Genomic DNA, 20078 nt, shown 5'->3' with positions numbered 1-20078 from the left:
CTCATATCAACGAACGTGACAAAGGGACTGTCCCTTTGTCGCATTATTCGGAGCGCAGGGCTTCGACGGGGTCCTTCTTGGATGCGCTGCGGGCCGGCAGCAGGCCGGCAACGACCGTCAGCAACACAGAAATTGCAATGAGCACCAGCGCATCCTGCACGGGCAGACTCATTAGGTTGGGGACCTGTTTGACCGCAAGCGCCCAAGCATTGACCGGGAAGCTCACGGCCACCACGACGACAACAGCAAAGACGCCGGCAATGAGGCCCTCGATAAAGGTCTCGGCGTTGAACACGTTTGCCACGTTACGCTTCGACGCGCCAATCGCGCGCAGAATGCCAATCTCCTTTTTGCGCTCCAGCACGCTGATGTACGTGATGATGCCGATCATGATGGAGCTCACCACCAGGCTGATACTCACGAATGCGATGAGCACCAAGCTGATGGTGTTCACGATGTCGGTCACTGAGCCCATGATGATGCCCATGTAGTCGGTGTACGAGATTGCCTGTTCATCGTGGCCAGAGGCTTTGACCTGCTTGTTGTACGCGTCGATGTGATCAAGCACGCGCTCCTTGGCCTCAAAGTCGCGCGGAAAAATCTTAACCGAGATGGGGTCTGCCTCATCCGCATAGCCCAACGTGGTCAGATTGTTGTCGTAGGTGAGCTTCGAAGCCTTGGCATAGCTCATCATGAGCGAACTCAGGTCCTCGGCGTCCATGTTGAAATGGATGGCACGAGCAAAGGCGCTCGCATCCACGTGCATGGCGCTCGCCAGGTTGGCAAAACTCGAAGACATCTGCGTCGCCATCTGGTCCATAAGCCCCGCTGCGCCCGCCTTGAGCTGGGACGATACCGTCGACGCTATCTGCTCGCTGATTGCCTTCATCACCTGATCCATAGCCTGCTGCAGATACGGAGCCAGCTGCTTTTGCACATAGTCGGTCATCGCCTGTTGCAGGCACTCGGCCAGGGCATCGCCGCCGAGCGCCTTCAATTGAGCCAGGTATTGCTGGGCTGCGGTATCATGCTCAAGATATGCCGAGAATGCGGCAGCGAGCTTTGACGCGTCTTTAAGGTCTTCGGGTGACAGCGCCCTAAACTGATCAGACCGCAAAAAGCCCTCAAACAGTTGGTTGGCCAGCGTTCCCACCTGCTGCATTTGATCGGGCGTAAGTTCCAAGCCATCGAAGACGCCCGAGAAATCTGGGGTTGGCGCTTTTGCCATGATGTCGCTGAAGTCGATGTCCTTGCCAACGCCCGAAAGGTCAATGTCCAGCCCCGACAGATCGATGCCAGAAAGGTCCATACCGCCGGCCGCACCCGAGAGCGCAGACGCATCAAACGAGAACGCGCTCTTGAGCGCCGCCTCGTCCACACTGAACATGCTGCCCAGATCCACGCCTTGCTTGGCCTCGCCTTGCAGTTCGTCGAAGGTTTTGCCCGTAAAGACATCCGTCTCGGGGTGGTCGAGTTGCTCCTGCACAATCTGCGAATCGGCGGCGCGCTCCATAAGCTGGCGAGTCAGCGCATGCGTATAGGCAATGCCCGGAGACAATGCGCTCGCGTTGGCCGTCTCGTTAGGTCGCACCACGCCCACAATGCGCACGTCGATACCGTCGGCAACCTTGGCGGCCATAAAGTCGGCATCACCAGACATGTCGGTCCATATGCCGGTCTCTTCGTTTTTGCGATACGCATCGGCCGGCGACAGCACCTTAAACGTCGTGGACAGCGCATCGTCGTAGGTAAAGTCGGTACCGGTCTCGGGCGTCTCAATCTTACCGTCAGCCGTCATGGCGCTGTTTACCAGATCGTTGAGCTCATCGATATCCAGCGCACCGATGCTATAGAGCGTGTAGTCGCCCACCGTACCGCGGCTCGAAAGCACCATCACGGCTTCGTTGGCAGACGTGGGCCAATGACCGGCGACGACATCGTACTGGCTGTCGAGCAGGCTCTGGTCGTCAATCATCTCGTTAAAGACCGAGGTTCCCATGGATTCCATGTTCACCGTTGCCGCCGAGCTCGCGCCTCCGCTCATGGCCTCGGTCATGGCGTTGGGAACAAGCCGAACGGGTTTCTCGTCACCCTTACCCGCACGATAGACAACCGGCGTCACACCGTAGCCGTACTGAATGGCGTTGACCTCTTTATCGATGCCGTCGCCACCGGCATCGAGCCATGCCTTAAAGCTCGTCATGTCGTTGGACTTAACGCTTGCAAACATGTCCTTTACGGCCGTAACCACGGGGATCTTATCGGTTCCCTTAGCCTTGCCGCCGGCGCTGTCGTCGGACGAATCCTCGCCGTTGGACGCCTCGTCATCCGTGGCCCCCTGCCCGCCCATCATGGACGACAGGTCGTAATCCTGCTTGGAAATGGTGAGCGGGTAGCTCGAGAGCGTATCCTCCTCGACCTTTTTGATGTAGCCGTTTACGCCATTGGACAGCGCCAGAATCGCCGCGATACCGATAATGCCAATCGAGCCCGCAAAGGCCGTCATGGCCGTGCGGCCCTTCTTGGTCATGAGGTTTCGGGCAGAAAGCCCCAGCGCCGTCACAAAGCTCATCGAGGTTTTGCGCGTAGGCTTAGCCTCGCGACGCGCGGCCTTGGCAACATCAAAGGGGTCGGAATCGTCGGTGATCTTGCCGTCCGCCAGGTTGACGATGCGTGTGGCGTACTGGTACGCCAGCTCGGGATTGTGCGTGACCATAATAACCAGACGGTCGCGCGCCACGTCCTTGAGCAAATCCATGACCTGTACGGATGTCGTTGAATCCAAAGCGCCGGTCGGCTCGTCTGCCAGCACAATCTCGGGATCGTTGATCAGGGCGCGGGCAATGGCCACGCGCTGCATCTGTCCGCCCGAAAGCTGGCTCGGGCGCTTGTTAACGTGCTCGCCCAGGCCGACTTTCTCCAACGCCTCGCGCGCACGCTGGCGGCGCTCGGCATGCCCCACGCCCGTGAGCGTGAGCGCCAGCTCCACGTTTTCCAAAATGGTCTGATGCGGAATGAGGTTATAGCTCTGGAACACAAAGCCGATGCGGTTGTTGCGATAGGCATCCCAATCGCGATCGTGAAAGTCCTTGGTCGAGATGCCATCGATCAGCAGGTCGCCAGAATCAAAGTGATCCAGTCCGCCGATAACGTTGAGCATCGTAGTTTTGCCCGACCCCGAAGGGCCCAGAACGGCCACGAACTCGTTATCGCGAAAAGACAGGCTTACGTTGTCAAGCGCCACCTGCGTAAACGACTGCGTAACGTATCGCTTGCAAATATCCTTGAGCTCCAACATGGACGGTAACCTCTCCCGCGCGGACACGCTCGCCCGCTCTCCCCCGCCGTTCGTATTCGACGCGTTTGTCCTACTCTATCCCCATTTTTACCGGCGCCCGTGAGGAATGTAGAGAACCACGCCAAAAAACGAACGGGACGGCGCCCAAAAAGAAGAGGTCCCGAGCGGGACCTCTATATGGTGAAGTTTATCTTGAAAGGTAGCGGACTACTTCGCACAGCGACACACGATCCTCGCCATGCTTTACACGTTTTTACTGCTCGCTATTCGCAATCGCCTGGTCGATAAGCTTGTCGAGTGCCGCACGCTGCTCGGCGGAGCTGATGGCTCCCACGATGGGATCCCCTACGATGTTTCCATTCTGATCGATGACATACGTTGTCGGGAATGAGAACAAATTTGACGTAAACTTACCGGCCTCGCTATCCGACTTGAACCAGATGTTCTTATACGTCACGCCCTTCTTGCTCAGCACGTCCTTGGCATCTGCAATCTCGCCCTTGTTGCCATCGAGCGTAAAGGAATTGACGCCCACGACCTGGCCGCCCTTCTTGGCAAGCTCCTTATTCAGGTCCTCAAGGTCGCCCAACTCACCCACGCACGGCTTGCAAGTGGTGAACCAGAAGTTCATGACGGTGACCTTGTTCTTAGAGAACAGCTCGTCGCTGCTCACGTCGTTGCCATCCAGGTCTTTGCCCGTAAAGCTGGGAAACTTCGTCGCCTCGCTCGAGGCATTGGCACCAGCCGTCATGCCAGCGGTCGAAGCGTCGACGCTCTCGCCTGCACTCGGCGTGCTTCCACAGCCGGGGAACTCCTTCTCCAGGCTCTCGAGCTTGTCCTCGATCTCCTTGATCTGTTGTGCACCGGCCTTGAGTGTCTTAAGCTCATCCGCCGTGAACTCATCCTTGGCGCCGTCGATGGTCTTGAGCAGAAAATCGCCGTAATTGCTGCCGTCCTCAATCATTGCCGAGTCTTTATTTGCCGCATTGAATACCTTTTCCCACAGCGCGTTATCACTCGAAAAGATCTCGTTCTCCTTCTGCATGAGCTTCGCATACAGCTCGGCGGCCTCGTCGGCATTGGCCGGCTTCTGCGCAGTGAGTTCTGCGATCTTAGGATCGGAGCTCGCAGATTCGCTCGCATTGCCACCGGGCGCCGAACATGCCACAAGGCACAAGGCCAATACCGGCACCATAAACAGGGCCGCAATCTTAGAAAGCTTCATAGTCATTCCTCCGTTTTGTCGAAGCTTGTTTACTTTTTATCGGCGGTCAAGGGAAGCTTTTCCGCCGACACATCCAGGCCATAGCGATAGCTGATGGCATCGACAGGACAGGCCCCGATGCACTTTCCGCACCGGATACATTCGGCATGATTGGGCGCGCGGACCACATCAACGTCCATCTGACAAACCTTTGAGCACTTGCCGCACGAGACACATTTGCATGCATCGACTTGAATCCCCAACAAGGACACCCTATTCATGAGCGCATAGAATGCGCCGAGTGGACAAATCCATTTGCAGAAGGGGCGGTAGAACAAAACGCTCAGCACTACCACGGCAATGAGAACGGCAAGTTTCCAAGTAAAGAGATGTCCCAGCGCAGATCGAATGCCGGCATTGGCAATGGCCAGCGGAATGGCGCCCTCGAGCACGCCCTGCGGACAGATGTACTTACAAAAGAACGGGTCGCCCATGCCCACGTCGTTAACCACCAAGACGGGCAGCAGCACCACGGCAAACAGCAGCACGACGTACTTGATGTACGTGAGCGGCTTAAGCTTTTTCGTGGAGAACTTTTTGCCGGGAATCTTGTGAAGCAGCTCCTGAAGCCAGCCAAACGGACAAAGAAAGCCGCATACAAATCGTCCCAACAGCACGCCGAGCAAAATGAGCGTACCGGTAACATAGTAAGAAAAGTTGAACTTGGATGAACCTACCACCGACTGGAACGACCCGATGGGGCACGCACCCGATGCCGCGGGGCACGAATAGCAATTAAGTCCAGGTACGCAGACTGTTTTTCCCGCGCCCTGATAGATGCCGCCTTTGGCAAAGTTTGGCAGGTGAATGTTGGTAATAAGTGTTGCCGCCGCCTGAATGAATCCGCGAAATCGGGCCAAAACATGCGACGCAGTGTTTTCTCTTTTATCCAATTCCGATACACTCCAAGCACAGCCTAATCGCTTTGGCCAGCACGGCATCCGCCTCGCCACGCATAACGCCAAAGCACACCATGGCAATTCCGACGATCAACAAAGCGACCTGTACCACGGGTTTTACCGCTTTGAACAACCCAACCACTCCTTTCGTTACGCGACCATTGGACCATATCGACTATAAAATCCGTGTTAAGCGCGATTTGGAATGTGCAAGGAGACTGTTATGCGTATTTTGATCGTCGAAGACGAGCGAGCACTGTGCGATGCAATCGCGCGCAGCTTGCGAAACTTGGCGTACAGCGTCGACTGCTGTCACGATGGACGGGAGGCGCTCGACCTGCTGGACGTCGAAGTCTTTGACCTCGTGGTGCTCGACCTCAACCTTCCCCGTATCGATGGCATGACCGTGCTCAGGGAACTTAGGAAAACCGATTGCGAGACCAAGGTACTGATTCTGTCCGCACGTGGCGAAGTATCCGATAAAGTTGCCGGACTCGATGCCGGCGCCAACGATTACCTCACCAAGCCGTTTCATCTGGACGAGCTTGCGGCAAGGATTCGCAGCCTTACCCTAAGACGCTTTACACAAAGCGACATAGTTTTAGCCTGCGGAAAGCTCCGCTTTGACACCAAGGCGCGCATCGCTTCTGTGGACAGCGAGGCTTTATCTCTTACGCGCAAGGAAACGGGAATCTTGGAATACCTGATGCTTAATCAGGGGCGTCCGGTAAGTCAGGAGGAGCTGATCGAGCACGTTTGGGATAGCAGCGTGAACAGCTTTAGCAACGCAACCCGCGTTCATATCTCGTCACTCCGCAAAAAGCTACGCAGCGCTTTGGGATACGACCCGATTCGCAATCGGATTGGAGAGGGCTACGTTATGGAGGATAGCGAATGAAAAGGCTTTCGCTGCAATGGCGCATAACGATTATGACGGCACTGCTCACGTGTGCAGCATGCGTGCTGACAAACTGCCTGGTCGGCTATACGGGCATGCGCTACATGGATGCCATCGGCAGTGACATCTCGGCCCTTAGCGCAGCCGGCGTAGATGCACCTCAGGCGTTTGACCCAACGAAGGGGAGCCTCGATGACGAGGTCACGATCGTCGTAAACGACGCACAGGAGTCTTTTGGCACGACAGCCTGGTACATCACGGCTGGAGTCACACTCCTTGGCGGCGCGCTGGCATACTTTGTGAGCGGCCGTGCACTCAAACCGCTACGGGCTTTTGCAGCGCAGGTTGAGCGTGTGCAGCCTGACAACCTAAGCGAAATCAGACTCAATGAAGATGTGCCCACCGAGCTACAACGATGCAGCGCCTCTTTCAACGACATGATCACTCGTCTTGGCGAAGGATTCTCTGCACAGCGTCAGTTTACCGGCAACGCCGCACACGAGCTGCGCACCCCGCTCGCCCTTATGCAAGCACAGATTGAGCTATTCATCTCCGAGCACTCCGGTTTGCAACCCGAAACAGCCGAGCTGCTCGGCCTGCTACAAGAACAAACCGAGCGCATGTCTCGAATGGCCAAGGTATTGCTCGAGATGAGTGAGCTCCGCAGCGTTCCTTGCGAGGACAATGTGGAACTTGGTCCCTTGTCCGAAGAGGTCCTCACCGACCTTGCGCCACTTGCCGAGGATAAGGGCGTAACCCTCGATTGCGCCGGAGACGCTTTAGTAATCGGGAGCGACACGCTGCTGTACCGGCTGGTGTTCAACCTGGTCGAAAACGCTATCCGCTACAGCCGCACCGACTCGACTGTCAACGTCTCCATCAGCGACAGCGACAGCCACGTGCTCCTACGAGTCAAAGATGAGGGCCCGGGAATACCCAAGCAGTACCGAGAGAGCATCTTCCAGCCGTTCTTTCGTCTAGACAAATCCCGCAGCAGGGCATACGGCGGCGCAGGACTCGGACTAGCGCTCGTTTGGGAGATTGTGGCGCTTCACGGTGGCACGGTAGAGGTCGAAGCAAGTTCCGAGAACGGAACCACCATGCTCGTAAGCCTTCCAAAACGATCTGCAGCGTTAACCGAACAGTAAAACTAGAACGAGGCCCAGTGGGTCCCGCCCTTACAAAACCCGAAGGCTTTCCATGTGTCTGTACTATGAGCCGTTGGGGAACCAGATGTCAACCAGCATGCCGAGCTCAGTCACCTCATCCTAGGGAAAGGAGCAAAGGGGCGTCACTGCTTTTGACGGTGCTCTTAGCTACAGTAGACCTTCCACGAAAGGTTTGAGCTTGTCGAGCATCGCGTCGCTTCTGATGACTGTACCTAAATCGAGGTGCTCACTCTTCTCCTTCGTAATCGTCTGAGTGATTACGCCCATGAACAGCAGCCTGGAGCCGATGGCAATTCCGTCGGTCGTGGGATAGCTGCCCTGGTTGAGGATGAAGGCGGGACTGCCGCTGGAGCCCTCGAATACAGATGCGTCAACGAGGAACTCGCGCTTACCCTTGTAGTCGTTCCAAGCGGGCGTGGAAGTCCAGCCTTGCCTGATGAGGGGGGTCTTGTTGTAGTCGTCATAGAGCCCGCTGGGGTATCCGATAAAGGTGATTTGCTCGAGCGCCGCCAAATTGTCCAGCACACTCTTCTTCGGGATGAGTCCAGAGTCGATGGATCGGTAGAAGGGCCTCTTCCCGTTTTCTTCAAGCATGCTGAGAACAGGGGCCACCGGCATCGCAACCAAGTCGAGCTCTCCGAGCTTCTTCCCCTCGATGAATGACTTGTCGAAGTTCACGCTGATGGTCTCGCGTGACGGGGCGTCACCTTCGGCTAGATTGATGACGAAGCGACCCTGAATCACATCCTTGAGGACATGGTGGTTGGTAATGAGCAGGGGCACTTTTCGCCCGTCTTCAAGGTCATAGGAAAAGAAGAATCCTGTACCCGAGACGCCCGTGCCTTCGGTAGTAATGCCCACGATGGGGACCGTGGTAAAGAGCAGCTGCGTGCTCGTATCATTAATGTTCATCGGTCTTGGTCTCCTTGTCATCGGGATCCGCCAGGTGTTCTAGGACGCGCTCGGCCAGATCAGATTTGCCCTGCTTCTCTTCTTTTCGGATAAAGATAAAAGCGACAAAGAGTCCTACTGCGCCACACGGTGCTACGCAGAGCATCAAGATACCGGGCAAAGATGCGAGATTGACAGATGACGACAAACCCCCGAGAAACCAGCCCAGGAACGTTGTCGCAAGACCTAAAAGGATGTCAGGTTTGTAGGAAGGGCGCTCCTGCTTGGCCTGAAGGAGCATCTCCCTTGCTTTTCTCAGGTCGCTGTCGCGCTGTCCGACGTATGATTCCTGCAGGTATTCATTGGGGATGCGAACCTCGTGGTCCTGGCGCACGGCGACGTGCTCCCGGTCATTTATGAGGTGGATGCCGTTACTTGCCTCTCCAACGCTAGCATTGTCGCCCATGTGCTCGAATACGCTGTCGAGGTCAGCCCACCTGACTCTATGGGCAAGCGCCTGGTCTTGTGGTGGGTTCTCTTGACCTTTCTCCACCAGATCTCCTTAGAACAAGGTCCTAGCGTCTTGCGGAAGTTTATGGTCACAGCAGAGACACCATGGTTCAACCAATATATCGATGGATAGATTATACCGTGCGGCTGATATGGCGACCAAGGGATGCTGCCGGCACGGCTGTGGGGTGCTAGTGACTTGCAGATTGCTGGCGACAGGCTACTAATAGCGGCATGGCTTTGCTGTTGGCTCACTCCGCCGCCCGCCTCACGGCGCCGGGGGTTTCTCGGCGCAGTGAGGCGGCATCGGTTGTTCTAGCTGTTCTGTGCCAATAGGTTGTTTACACCCGGGTAGTGACAAATAGGGAGGGCTCCCACATGCTGTGAGTTGTCTAGACGAACAGCAGAGGAGCCCTCCCATGGAGCAACATCCTAACGCAAGGCTCACCCCGAGGGGGCGCGAGACGCTCGTCTCGCGCATAGAGTCCGGCCTCGGCGTCGCCGAGACCGCGCGTCAGATGGGCGTCAGCCGCCAGACGGCGAGCAAGTGGCTGCGCCGCAGCAGGTCCGGAGAGCCCATGTCCGACCGCAGTAGCCGCCCGCGCAGGCTCGCGAGGTCCACGCCGCGCGAGATCGAGAACCGGGTCCGCGAGGCGCGCTCGTCACTGCCGCTCGCCCCGCCCGGGCTGGCGCCGGGCGCGCTATGCTTAGGGAGCGGTGGGCGCCTCCGGAGCAGCAGGGGACTCGGACGCGGTGATGCCGGAGGTGTCGATCTCGCCCAGATTGGCGAGCTGCTCGATGAGGGGGAGGCCCATCGGGTCGTCCACCTCGACGCCGCCGAGCACGATGGTGCTGTAGCGCGTGTCGACTTGGGTTGTGAACACGGCCGGGTCGAAACCCGAAGCGATAAAGCCAATGCCCGCGAGGACAACACCCGCGGCAACGAGCCCGCCCGCCACGGCGAGGTAGATCTTCTTCGCACTGGTCATGGTACTCACTCCTTTCTACGCCGCGAGATGCGCGGCAGCGCCGCCCTTCTCGCCCTTACCCTTCCAGAAGGGCGAGGCGGCCTTCCTCGCCCAGAGCGCCGAGAGGCGCGCAATTTGTTTTGAGGCGGCCCAAGCGCCAGCACCAACGAAGAGCGCCACGCCGACGAGGCCGAGCCCCACGCCCGCCGAGGCGAGGGCGTACGGGAAGTGGCCGATGATGACGCCGCTTACGGCAAGCAGGAGCCAAACTACGCCCACGCCCCCGAGTGCCACCGCGACGATCCACACGCAGAGCGCCAGCACCCAGATGCAGATATAGACCGTGACGGCCACGGCGGCGAAGGCGGCGAGCAGCGGCACCCACACCGGGGAGCCCACGATGGCCAGCACCCACAGCAGCGCGGTGCTGCGCCGGCGCGTCCTCGCGATCGCGCGCGGCACGGCGGGCAGGTCGTCGAGCGTGGCCTCCGCCACCTCGCCGGGCGTGCCCATGGCGGCCACGGCCTCCTCCTCGCTCATACCGTCCTCCATGCGGTCGGCGATGGCCTCCGCATAGAACGCCTTGGTCTCCTCCACCTGCTCGGCCGGCAGGCAGGCGAGCAGCTCGCCCAACCGGCCCAGAAACTCATCGCGCGTCATGGTGCGCCTCCTCAACGTATGCGTAAATCTCCCGTACGGACGGCCACTCGGCCAGGAACTCCTCGATGCGCGCTCGCCCGTCGTCCGTGATGCGGTAGTACCGGCGCAGCCGCCCGTTGTGCTCGGCGGAGCGCGCCGTGATGCACCCGGCCTTCTCCAGGCGCTTGAGCAGCGGGTAGAGCGTCGACTCCGTGAGCCCCATGCTCGCCGGTACGTCCTTCACGATCTGGTAGCCGTAGGACTCCTCGCCGGAGACGGCCGCGAGCACGCAGGCCTCCAGGAAGCCGCGCTTCATCTGTGCCTCCATCCGCACACCTCCTCTCGTCATATACTATGCTATACACACTATACGATGCAAGGTATTAGACGTCAACTCTCATCGCGAAGATTCTCCGGCCCCTGCGCGCTGCGAACGTGATATCGCGGGGCGGTTGGCATTATGCATGAAACGTCAAGTAACGCTCTTTTGATCCACTTCCACTCGGCCCCATATGCCTTGTACAACACCCCCCTTCAACCTTGGGTTCAAGGGAGCCGCTAGGCTGGGCGTGCCGGACGGTAAGGTCCTGGACGCGATGGTGGACTTCTCCGATGCCATAGGGGTCATGGGTCTACGCCGATGGAGGCCCACGCACGCGGCAGGGCTCGCCCGTCACCGCTGGTCGCCGGACGGTCCCCACGCTCCGCTCGCCAACGCGCAGGCGACAGCAGCAGTCCAGCGCTAGCTGGAGACGCCGGAATGCCCAGAAGATGCGTTTCCCATCACTGCGACAGAGCTTTTTGCAGGGGTGGCAATTTTTCCTAATATCGAGGTCAGCTTGGCTTCGGTAGCCACCTTGAGAGCATCGCCAATAGACTCTTCCTTTATGCGTTCGGCATAATCGTAGGCAATACCCAAAAATTCCAGTCCCGAGCGACAGGAGTACAATTGCTGCATAGTTGCCACCTGATGGGAGATGGAAGATGGACTGCGATGGCTACCCACGCGTTCCTATGCCGTTGATGTGCACCGCCTTTGTGCCGGGGCAGATTGACGCTGCGGTTGCAGGCATTTCCGACCCCGATTCGCGCGCCATTGCCGCGGCAGAAGCTCTATACTTTCGCGGACAGGCCGCCCTCGCTGCCAAGACGGCGCGCCCCTATCTTGACGCCACCGATCCCGCACTGCGCTATTCCGCATGCTTTATCTGCGGATATGCCAGCCTGTCGCTCAACCGTATCCCCGACGCCCGCCGGTGCCTTGCTGGCATCCTCGATATGCCAACCGACGAGGAGTCACCCGCCGTCCACGCCACGCATATCCTGTTCGCCTCGGCCGCGAGCGTCCTGCTGCACTTGCCCTCCCCGTATTCTGCCGAAGAGTTTTATCCGCTTGCGGCGCATCTGCCCGAAGGCCTGCGCCTGTTCGCCAGCTACGTGATGGCGCATGCCCTGTACCTGCGCGGCGAATATGGCCGCAGTCTGGGCATGGCGGAAAACGCCCTGATCATGAAACAGGGAAGCTATCCCATCTCGGAACTGTTCCTGCACCTGGCAGCTTCCATGGCATGCATGAGTCTCAAAGACGTCGACGCCGCAAAAACGCACTTCGGAGCCGCTTGGAACATTGCGCGCCCCGACGGCCTTATCGAGCTCATTGGCGAGCACCACGGCCTTTTACAGGGGCTCATCGAGGCGTGCCTAAAAACGCAATACCCAAACGACTTCGCGCGCATCATCGAGATCACGTACCGCTTCAGCTACGGCTGGCGGCGCATCCACAACCCTGATTCGGGCGAGGACGTGGCCGACGATCTAACGACCACGGAATTCACCATGGCCATGCTCGCCTGTCGTGGGTGGACCAACGCCGAAATCGCACGCCATATGGGAGTATCGCCGGGCACCGTCAAAAACCGCCTATCCGGCGTATACGCAAAGCTTGGTATCGGCACACGCGCCGAGCTGGTCGCGCATATGTTGCGTTAACAACCGGGCTGCCAAGCGCATCGAACGCGTTCCGGAACCCGGCGCTTCGCTCGATCAATTTGGACATTTTGACCCTTGAACGGCACTACCACCACGGGGCACCTTCTCGCAAAATTGGATTATTTCCACCGATACCTGCGGGATGGGAGCCAAAGATGCTTGATCGCCGTTCGTTACTTGTTGCCGGAGCGTCCTCGCTGGCGAGCATTATGTTGCCGCGCGTGCCGGGAAGCGCAAACGCCTTCATATTGCCGATCGCGCCCACCGAAGCCTATGCCGACGAAAAAGACCCCTTCAGGGTGCTCGTTCTCTCGCGCACCATGTTTGGTGTGGTCGTGGTCGACGTCGCCAACAAGAATACGCCCATCACGGGTGCCCAGGTCACGCTCACATCGCGCTATGCCGCAGGCAAGCAGCTCACCGCCACGACCGATGACGAAGGCACGGCCATCTTTGAGGTCGCCCCTCTTTCAGAAGGCTACGTGGACGAGGCAACGCTTCTCGACGCGTACGACTTTAACGGCGGCATCTCCATTAGCATGGCAGGCTACCGCGATGTCGAGATTCCCCTTGCGCGTATCCAGGGCGGCACCGCTATTACCGCACCCACACGTCCGCTCTCCGATGGCGAGCCGTACTTTCGACAGCTCACGTTCGACGAATGGGACATCCAGTACGCCGACGCCACGTTTATGGCAATGCCAGCGGACGAAGCAGCAAACGACCAGCCCGACACGCACGCTTTTACCGTGCAGGCTCATCTGCCGCAGGGCGGGCAGGCAACGTTGCATATCAATAAAGTGATGCCCGCTGCGGGCAGCTCAACCGAAACCGTCACGCAGATCGGCCAGATCAAGGCCAGCGCATCGGGCGCGGATAATCTGGCGACGTTCACGCTTGAAGACACGTTCCTCGATGCAGCTTCGGGCCTTCTGGAGGAAGGGTGCAAGCTGCGCTTTATGCTCGACTACCAGGGCAAAACCTACACGCTCTCATCCCCTATGGCCGTTGTCACCGCGCCGGCCGCAAAGGCGGAATCGGGCTCGACCACCATCATTCCCACCACCATGGACCAAGAGATCACTCCGTTTGATTTCCCCGCGGCGTTTCCCGGTATCGGCGGCAATAAGTTCACGTGTTGGATGCCCACATTTCCAATCCTCTTCGATTTCTCGTTTGCTGGATACGTGCTGTTTGGCGGAGGATACAAACCAGCCAGCTATATGAACGATTCGGGCAACCCTGATCCGGAATACTGGAAGAAATCGCCGCGCGAGTCGGGCGCCAAGCAGGCAAACCGCTACCTCGACGAGATGGAGGGGAAGTGGAATCAGTACAAGAGTATGAGTGCCGGATCGGGCACCGATCCAAGAAACACCAAGCTCCTTCGCCACCATTGCACGCCGCTGTTCACGATGGATATCGCCACACAGCTGTACGGCTCGCTCGCCTACGATTGGGTGGGCAAAACCTGGGGTAACAACAACGACCCCGCATACGGCAATATTAAGGCCCTCTTCCAGGTAAGAACCGACCTCAATTGGACCGAGCAGTTTACCCTAGGACCGGTGCCATTTTTCCTAAACGTCAACCCCTGGGTGCTGGCAAAACTGGCGCTCGCCGTGGGTGCCCACACGCACGGCAGCGGCGCGGCGTTTTTTAAAAACATTTCGCTCGACTATTCAAACACGTCGGGCTCGTTCACCATCCAGATCGGGCTTGCCGTCACCTTTGGCGCCGGCGTTGCAGGCGTCGCTTCGTCTGCCGTGCGCGGCGCCGCATCCCTCACGCTGTTCATTGGGTACGAGAAGGCAGATGGACACCAGCTTCCGCGACTGCGCGTAGGTGCAGACGTCGATGTCGATGTGATACTCCAGTTCGTCATGTTCAAGTGGACCACCAAGGCTTGGTCGGGGTCGTGGCCCACACTCATCGATTCGTGGAATATGTCGGTGGACAATGGCGACCAGTATGTACTCCAGCGCTCTGAGCTCGCATTGGGTGGAGATACGCCTTACACGCTGGATGCCCGCTTCGGCACGCCCGGCGACATCGAGGCGGGCGGCGTGCCGCAATTTATCGCATCGGCCACCATCGTCACCAACGCCGAACTGCTCGCACGCGCCGAGGTTAAGGCCACTGCCGTAAACGCCGCGCCTGTCGTGCGCGATTGGGATCAAGCGGTCACGCGCATTGAGCTCGAGGCGGATGCAGAAAGCGACGACACGGGACAGATCGAGCATTTCGTCCATGCACTGATAGAGAACGACGAAAACGCCGCGCCGATGTATGAGTACACCTACATCGGTCAGGCAACGAACACCGTTGCCGACCCGAACGCCGATTCTGCCGGCGTGTCGGAGGACGAGCGTGGCGGCATCAAGCCCTCGAGCGACAACGTGCTGTTTGCTGGCGTGCTCAGCGAAGCCCACATGAAGCTGGCAATGATTGCCGGCGTAGAATGCCTGTTCCGTATCGCCTCGGTGCGCTACGGCGACAATGGTCGCTCGCGCCTGGTGGTGCACACAAAGGCAAACGGCACGTGGTCCGCTCCCACGCCCGTGGACTTTCCCCTTGGGTTTGGCGAGAACGACGTGGAGCACGACGGCATATACGATTACGACTTCGACGTGGTGGAATATACGGACGGAAGAGAAAACCAGGACGCCTACGTGCTGTTGGTCTCGGGCGAGCGCCCCGACGGCGACAACACCCTTTTCGATACGGCAAGCACATCCGGCATACTGTCCGTTGTGCGCCTGCGCATAAGCAACGACGGAGTTCGCGTGGTATCGCACACGTCGTGGCGCAGCATCTCGCGCGGCCGCCTTCAGGAGGATGGCCACCATTGTCTGCAGTGCCCACGCATCACGGTGGGCAAGACGCTGGTCGACGGGCGCCTGTCGGGTGCCTACCTCCACCGCCGCGGAACCACCGCAGAAAAGGCGCTCGGCAGCGAGGCTGAGGTTGCGCTGGAGTGCTTTACCCTGTGGTCGGACGTTTCGGGCGACAGCCTGACGTTCCGCCAAGTTCTCCGCTTTCCGCAAGCACCGTCGAGCATCGAGCTCGGCGCGCCCGAGAATATCAACGGCAAAATGGTGGTGCCCGTTGCATACGAAACTGCAAACGGTTGTGGCTGCGCATCGTATGCCGTGATCGGCCAGTCCATCGCGGGTTGGGGCGTTATGCCGCCAGATGCCACAGTACCCCACGCGGTGCCGTGGCCACAACATTCGGGCTTTTTGGCAACCGTCAACGAGCAACTGCAGCATATTACTTGGACGCGAGGCGCATCGGCGTTTGCAACGCAGCCCGTGGGTGCCGCAGGCTGTGGCCCGGCATCGTTTAGCGTAAGCAACAACGGCAGGTGCGTGCTCTATGTAGAGAACACCGATGGCAAGGTGGGGCAAACCTACGACGAAGAAGGCAACCCGGTAGCAGTGATGGGCAAGCACTTCCGCATCTTCGCCAGCACCTTGGCAGGCGATCTGTTTACGGAGCCGTTCGTGATGTGCGAGCTGGACCATCCCGTCGATCAGATAACGACATTTTTGACGTCGGGGAGCATGCTCTCCGCGCTCGCCACGCACATTGTGAGCGCGGAGAAGAGCGAGGCAGAACTACACGGCATCGAAGTGCCCTTAGTGGCGTGTGCCACTCCGACGGGCGCGGTCGCTACCTCGGGCGCGGTGGTGCCCGGAGCAGCAGGCGAATCCTTCATGGTCACGGTGCGAAACGACGGCAACACCTTGCTGACCGCCGGAACGATCGATCTGTACCGAGAGGGTTCCAACCAGCCGTTCTCCAGCGCATCCATCGGATTCGGAGCGAACGCACGCACGGCATCGATCTACGATCCGGAGCTTGCCGAGGACGCTTCGGCCAACGACATGGCACACGTGAAGTACGCGCTCGAGACGCTGGACACACGTTTTGCAACGCACCCGCTGGTTGCCGACAATGGAAACGCCGTGCTGGCACCGGGCTGCACGGCACAATTCCGCATGAGCTTCGCCATCCCCGAGAGTTGGAGCGACGAGGTGGGCAAACGCGTAACGCTATATGCGAAGGCGCGTAATCTGGTGGCGCTCGATCCCGTAACGCTCGAGGAAATTCGACCGGGCGCAAACTCGGCGCTGGGTGCCGTACTGCACGAGCTTCATGTGCCCGACGCGGCATGCGAACGCTCAGAAGTTCAGGTCGGCGTATGCGACAGCGCGGATACGACAGAACTTCACGACGCCCCGATGACAGCAGACGACGATGGCGGCTCGAGTGGCGGCGGTACCGACGAGGGCGGCGGCTCCGGCGGAAGGAGCTCCGGCAGTGGCAAGGACCACAGCAATAACAAGCGCTCCGGAAAAGCGGGCGCGCTCGCTGGCACGGGCGATGTCAATGCTCCCCTTACGGCAGCCGCTACAGCACTCGCCGCGGCAGGCGCCGGCCTCATCGCCTACAGCGCCCGCCGCACGGCGCTCGAAAAAGACACCGCCAATGAGGTCAATTCGGATAGGTCTCGCTAGCTCCTAGTTACTTTTGTGAGAGACGCCGACTCGGCTCATCGAACACCAAAAGGGGCTGGCCCCGATAACTCGGAGCCAGCCCTGAGTCGCCTGACATGGGAATCGCAACCCGCTACTTGAGCTTCAATGCCTCCATCATGGGCGCGGCGGCGTCCCAATCGATCTTCCAGCCAATCGACACGCGGACGGTCTCGCCCGTCGCGGGAGCCGTCGCAAACAGCGTATGGCCGTTGTCGGGACCGGTAAAGCGCAGCCACGTTATGCCGTTGTACTCGACCTGGTCGGTTGTTGTCTCCTTGCCTTCGTAGACCTGCTCTAGGCTTGCAACCTCTTCCTCCGGCGAGCGCGGGAAGATGCTGATGTTCAGGCGTCCTCCAGTCTCGTCGTGGAAGAAGTTTGCCTTTTCGCGCTCTTCGTCGGACGAATCCAGCGTGTACCCATCGGCGGCCTCGATGCTGTACGATGCGCAGTCGATTCCCGTTAAATCTGCCTTCTCGCCAGAATCGGCCACGCCGCCGGCCGCCTTGAACTCCTTGGTCTCGCATCCCGTGGTGTCAAAGTGCATGGCCTCATGATTCTTGGCGGGGGCATAAGCGTCTACGAACTCGACAGTGATGGGCCCGTAGTACGCCGTCTTGGGCGCCCAGAAATACACGTACTCAACGGTCTCGCCCGGGCCGATATCTGGCCTCTCGGAAAGGTCGATGCCCTCGTGCAGCTCATCGGGAGCCTCGCTTGCAACGTAGTCGAGCACGGCCGCCTTGCCGGAAGTAAACAACGGGTCGCCTGCCTCAAGATCGCCCTGGGCAGCATGCACGTTAAAGGAACTGAACGTCCTGTTCTTTGTGTTGTTGTTGGTGATCTTGATGTGCAGGTAAAAGCCGTCCTGCAGCTTGGCATCGCCGCGATAGAACGTACCGTGAGCCACCGACTCATAGGTAATGCCTGCCACCTCGACCGTCTGCGAATCATAGGCCCTGGGCTTTTCCTGCACAGGCGCGCTGCCGCCCGAACCGCCAGGCGAGCCGCTCGGAGCACTACCGCCACAGCCGGCCACTGTACACGCCAGCACGGCCGAAAGCGTCACGGTGGGAATTCCTAACAGCAGTTTCTTTGTCATGGGCCTCATCATTCTCACCGCTCCTTTCGGCTTGCAGCTCATCCATTGCCCGAGTCCCAAGTCGACCCCGTGGCATCGGCTTCCACTATGAGCGTATGACGAAACACGGCGCCGACGAAGTGACCCGTGGCCCAAATAACGACCCACCAGCGTTCCTTATGGGCCAAAAGAACTCGCACATGCACGCCCCCGGCCCATAAAACGAGACGTCTGTCCCAATGTTCGATTCGATCCAACAATCCGCACGACACGTTTTCGACAACGTATCCAACCGCAAACGCAGCAAGACGCATTCGGCCGCCTTCAAATTTACTCGGGCAGAACCGACTCGGTTTTGTCCGAGTAAACTCGAGCATAAACTGATCCATGCGATACAATTAACTCGGACAAAACCGAGTCGGAAGGAACCGAGTAAGTGGAATTTATTGGCAGGGAGCGTGAGCTCGCCCGTATTAAGAAAACGCTCAAAGCACCCGAGCAGCGCAATGTTCTCATTTACGGCAGGCGTCGCGTCGGAAAAAGTGAGCTCATCAAGCAGGCGCTAACCGATTTGTCGGACGTCGCAACGGTCTATTACGAGTGCCGCCAAACCTCCGAGGCAGACAACCTCGAGAGTCTGTCCGTCCTTGTTGCTGAAGCGCTGAGCTTTCCTCCGCTCGCCTTCACAGGCATCCGCGAGCTCATCGAATTTCTGTTTGCCCAAGCTAAAGACAAGAACATTACCCTCGTTCTCGACGAATACCCCTACTTGAGAGATGCGGTTAAAGGCTTAGACAGCATTCTTCAGACCTCAATCGACGCCCACAGGGAAGACTCACGTTTAAACATTGTCCTGTGCGGCTCCTACGTTGAGATTATGAAATCCCTCATCGAGCATGAAAGCCCCCTCTACGGGCGAATTGATCTCGCGCTTGAGCTTAAGCCCATGGATTACTTTGACGCTGCGAAGTTCTATCCCGCGTTCTCGCCCGAGGACAAGGTGCGGCTCTATAGCGTTTTTGGCGGTATCCCCTTTTACAATCGCCTCATCGATCAATCCCAAAGCGTACGCGACAACATCATCGAGCTCGTCACGGAACCTGGCGCCCGCTTAGAAAGCGAGGTGCCGTCCTATCTCAACGCCGAGATCTCGAAGATGACCAACGCCAACGAAGTTTTCGGGGCTCTCGCACAAGGCTACTCCCGTTGGGGGGACGTGCTGGCACAGTCGCACGTCTCGAGCGGTCCGGCCATGGCAGACGTGCTCGACAAGCTCATGTCACTCGAAATCGTCCAAAAGCGTGCACCCATCAACGACCCTACGAACAAGCGCAAGTCTGGCTACTTTGTAGTGGATCCGCTTTCGCTCTTTTACTATCGCTATGTTTTCCGCAATGCCTCAGCGCGTCAGCTGCTCGACCCGGAAGTCTTCTATGATCGTCACGTCTTCCAAGACTTCGAGGAAAACTACGTTCCTCATATGTTCGAGGAGATCTGCCGTCAATACCTCGTGCGGCAGAACAGGACCGGCAAGATCGAACCGGCTTTCGACGCCATAGGCAAGTACTGGTACGACGACCCCGCAAACAAAACGAGCGGCGAATTCGATGTGGTAACGCAAGACCCCGAGGGCTACGCATTCTACGAAGCAAAGTTCCGCAAATCCCCCATCACGCAAAAAATGGTCGACGAGGAAATCGCCCAAGTCGAGGCAACGGGACTCAAGTGCCATCGCTATGGATTCTTCTCCCGTTCGGGCTTCGAAGCTGGCGAAAGCGATCGAACCGTCTTCATCGACCTGCCGCAGATGTTTGGATAGGACAGGACAGGTCCCTCCCGCATTCCAAGCATTCATTATCTAATCGAACGGTTGTTCGATGGATTTCGTGTTGGTTGGAATCGTCTGTGGGCTGGGCTATGCTACCTTGACT

General features: G+C 58.6%; 16 protein-coding genes and 1 pseudogene. 6 read left to right on the top strand and 11 right to left on the bottom strand.

The features are described from left to right. Nucleotides 1-43: 43 nt before the first annotated feature. The 4 genes from JMJ97_RS02125 to JMJ97_RS09715 all read right to left on the bottom strand — a co-directional run bounded on the left by JMJ97_RS02125 (nt 44) and on the right by JMJ97_RS09715 (nt 5519). On the bottom strand, nt 44-3298 hold the full coding sequence (locus tag JMJ97_RS02125) for an ABC transporter ATP-binding protein/permease (protein WP_260699003.1): 3255 nt from the start codon (nt 3296-3298) through the stop codon (nt 44-46). A gap of 253 nt (nt 3299-3551) precedes the next feature. Further along, nucleotides 3552-4523 carry a TlpA family protein disulfide reductase gene (locus JMJ97_RS02120; protein ID WP_260699002.1) on the bottom strand — a complete coding sequence of 324 codons (972 nt, stop codon included), beginning with the start codon at nt 4521-4523 and terminating at the stop codon, nt 3552-3554. A gap of 29 nt (nt 4524-4552) precedes the next feature. Then, nucleotides 4553-5242: a 4Fe-4S binding protein gene (locus JMJ97_RS02115; RefSeq protein WP_249934446.1), complete on the bottom strand. Its 690-nt coding sequence runs from the start codon at nt 5240-5242 to the stop codon at nt 4553-4555. Nucleotides 5243-5447: 205 nt separating this feature from the next. After that, nucleotides 5448-5519, bottom strand: coding sequence for a CD1871A family CXXC motif-containing protein (locus JMJ97_RS09715; protein ID WP_254179316.1), 72 nt, complete (start codon nt 5517-5519; stop codon nt 5448-5450). A gap of 147 nt (nt 5520-5666) precedes the next feature. On the opposite strand from JMJ97_RS09715, the gene JMJ97_RS02105 reads away from it, so the two are divergent. Continuing rightward, nucleotides 5667-6359, top strand: a complete 693-nt coding sequence (locus JMJ97_RS02105) for a response regulator transcription factor (protein WP_260699001.1) — start codon at nt 5667-5669, stop codon at nt 6357-6359. After that, on the top strand, nt 6356-7507 hold the full coding sequence (locus JMJ97_RS02100) for a sensor histidine kinase (protein WP_260699000.1): 1152 nt from the start codon (nt 6356-6358) through the stop codon (nt 7505-7507). The genes JMJ97_RS02105 and JMJ97_RS02100 overlap by 4 nt, the downstream gene beginning before the upstream one ends. 168 nt (nt 7508-7675) lie before the next feature. On the opposite strand, the gene JMJ97_RS02095 is transcribed toward JMJ97_RS02100, so the two are convergent. Both JMJ97_RS02095 and JMJ97_RS02090 read right to left on the bottom strand, forming a co-directional pair. Continuing rightward, nucleotides 7676-8440, bottom strand: coding sequence for a trypsin-like peptidase domain-containing protein (locus tag JMJ97_RS02095; protein WP_195621436.1), 765 nt, complete (start codon nt 8438-8440; stop codon nt 7676-7678). After that, nucleotides 8430-8972, bottom strand: a complete 543-nt coding sequence (locus tag JMJ97_RS02090) for a hypothetical protein (RefSeq protein WP_260698999.1) — start codon at nt 8970-8972, stop codon at nt 8430-8432. The genes JMJ97_RS02095 and JMJ97_RS02090 overlap by 11 nt, the downstream gene beginning before the upstream one ends. A 376-nt stretch (nt 8973-9348) precedes the next feature. Between JMJ97_RS02090 and JMJ97_RS09650 the strand changes: the two are divergent. Further along, a pseudogene (locus tag JMJ97_RS09650) lies at nt 9349-9576 on the top strand (leucine zipper domain-containing protein); the annotation flags it as partial. 60 nt (nt 9577-9636) lie between these two features. Here JMJ97_RS09650 and JMJ97_RS02085 read toward each other — a convergent pair. The 4 genes from JMJ97_RS02085 to JMJ97_RS02070 all read right to left on the bottom strand — a co-directional run bounded on the left by JMJ97_RS02085 (nt 9637) and on the right by JMJ97_RS02070 (nt 11494). Beyond that, nucleotides 9637-9918 (bottom strand): hypothetical protein, encoded by a 282-nt coding sequence (locus JMJ97_RS02085; protein WP_260698998.1) that lies wholly within the window; start codon nt 9916-9918, stop codon nt 9637-9639. 15 nt (nt 9919-9933) lie between these two features. Further along, nucleotides 9934-10557: a DUF1700 domain-containing protein gene (locus JMJ97_RS02080; RefSeq protein ID WP_260698997.1), complete on the bottom strand. Its 624-nt coding sequence runs from the start codon at nt 10555-10557 to the stop codon at nt 9934-9936. Beyond that, nucleotides 10544-10864, bottom strand: a complete 321-nt coding sequence (locus tag JMJ97_RS02075) for a PadR family transcriptional regulator (protein WP_022093836.1) — start codon at nt 10862-10864, stop codon at nt 10544-10546. Before JMJ97_RS02075 ends, JMJ97_RS02080 begins: the two co-directional genes overlap by 14 nt. A 414-nt stretch (nt 10865-11278) precedes the next feature. Next, complete coding sequence (locus JMJ97_RS02070; protein ID WP_260698996.1) at nt 11279-11494, bottom strand: hypothetical protein; 216 nt, start codon at nt 11492-11494, stop codon at nt 11279-11281. A 26-nt stretch (nt 11495-11520) separates the two neighbouring features. Between JMJ97_RS02070 and JMJ97_RS02065 the strand changes: the two genes are divergently transcribed. Both JMJ97_RS02065 and JMJ97_RS02060 read left to right on the top strand, forming a co-directional pair. Then, nucleotides 11521-12525, top strand: a complete 1005-nt coding sequence (locus JMJ97_RS02065; RefSeq protein ID WP_260698995.1) for a helix-turn-helix domain-containing protein — start codon at nt 11521-11523, stop codon at nt 12523-12525. A gap of 155 nt (nt 12526-12680) precedes the next feature. Further along, nucleotides 12681-17048, top strand: a complete 4368-nt coding sequence (locus tag JMJ97_RS02060) for a hypothetical protein (RefSeq protein WP_260698994.1) — start codon at nt 12681-12683, stop codon at nt 17046-17048. A 112-nt stretch (nt 17049-17160) separates the two neighbouring features. Here the strand turns inward: JMJ97_RS02060 and JMJ97_RS02055 are convergent, their stop codons facing one another. Then, nucleotides 17161-18177 carry a hypothetical protein gene (locus JMJ97_RS02055; protein ID WP_161145419.1) on the bottom strand — a complete coding sequence of 339 codons (1017 nt, stop codon included), beginning with the start codon at nt 18175-18177 and terminating at the stop codon, nt 17161-17163. Nucleotides 18178-18583: 406 nt separating this feature from the next. On the opposite strand from JMJ97_RS02055, the gene JMJ97_RS09575 reads away from it, so the two are divergent. Next, a complete protein-coding gene (locus tag JMJ97_RS09575; RefSeq protein WP_040358713.1) occupies nt 18584-19966 on the top strand; it encodes an ATP-binding protein in 1383 nt (460 codons plus the stop codon). Nucleotides 19967-20078: the final 112 nt, after the last annotated feature.

The organism is Collinsella aerofaciens, from assembly GCF_025289055.1.
Classification (GTDB): domain Bacteria; phylum Actinomycetota; class Coriobacteriia; order Coriobacteriales; family Coriobacteriaceae; genus Collinsella.
This window is presented reverse-complemented; position numbering and strand designations above follow the sequence as displayed.